At 68.5% G+C, this 470-nt stretch carries 1 protein-coding gene; it reads left to right on the top strand.

Features of this window, described 5'->3' with window-relative positions; genetic code table 11:
• Nucleotides 1-54: 54 nt before the first annotated feature.
• Nucleotides 55-255, top strand: a complete 201-nt coding sequence (locus tag C6558_RS39145) for a hypothetical protein (RefSeq protein WP_036316287.1) — start codon at nt 55-57, stop codon at nt 253-255.
• Nucleotides 256-470: the final 215 nt, after the last annotated feature.

The raw sequence follows: 470 nt of genomic DNA, 5'->3' as shown, positions 1-470 counted from the left end.
ACCCGGGCGGGAACCGATGGCACCGAGTAACCGCATAGAGGAACGAGGAGCCACATGGCGAACAAGGAACTCAAGAAGCTCCTGAACCGGCTCGAAGCCCACGGGTGGAGAGTCGAACGCCGCAAGAAGGGCTGGATGGTCTACCCGCCGGAGCCGGACAAGCCCGCGGTGACGATCCACGAGACCCTCTCGGACCACCGCTCCTGGAAGAACCAAATGGCCGCACTCAAGCGATCGGGCTACCAGGAGCAGTGACCGGCCCCGGGCGGGGCGGACCGACCGCCCCGCCCGGGGAACCCTCCGGCCCTCGCCACGTTCCACACCACCACCGCAAGGAGCCACCCCATGAGCACCACCCAGGACTGGTACATCGACCTGGCCTGCACCCTCACGTCCCCGATCGACCCCGACACCGCGCTGACGACCACCGAGCAGCTGGCCGACGCCTACGCCGTTGCCGCCGTCGCCCC

This window comes from Ensifer sp. NM-2, from assembly GCF_003024455.1.
GTDB classification, from domain to species: domain Bacteria; phylum Pseudomonadota; class Alphaproteobacteria; order Rhizobiales; family Rhizobiaceae; genus Ensifer; species Ensifer canadensis.
This window is presented reverse-complemented; position numbering and strand designations above follow the sequence as displayed.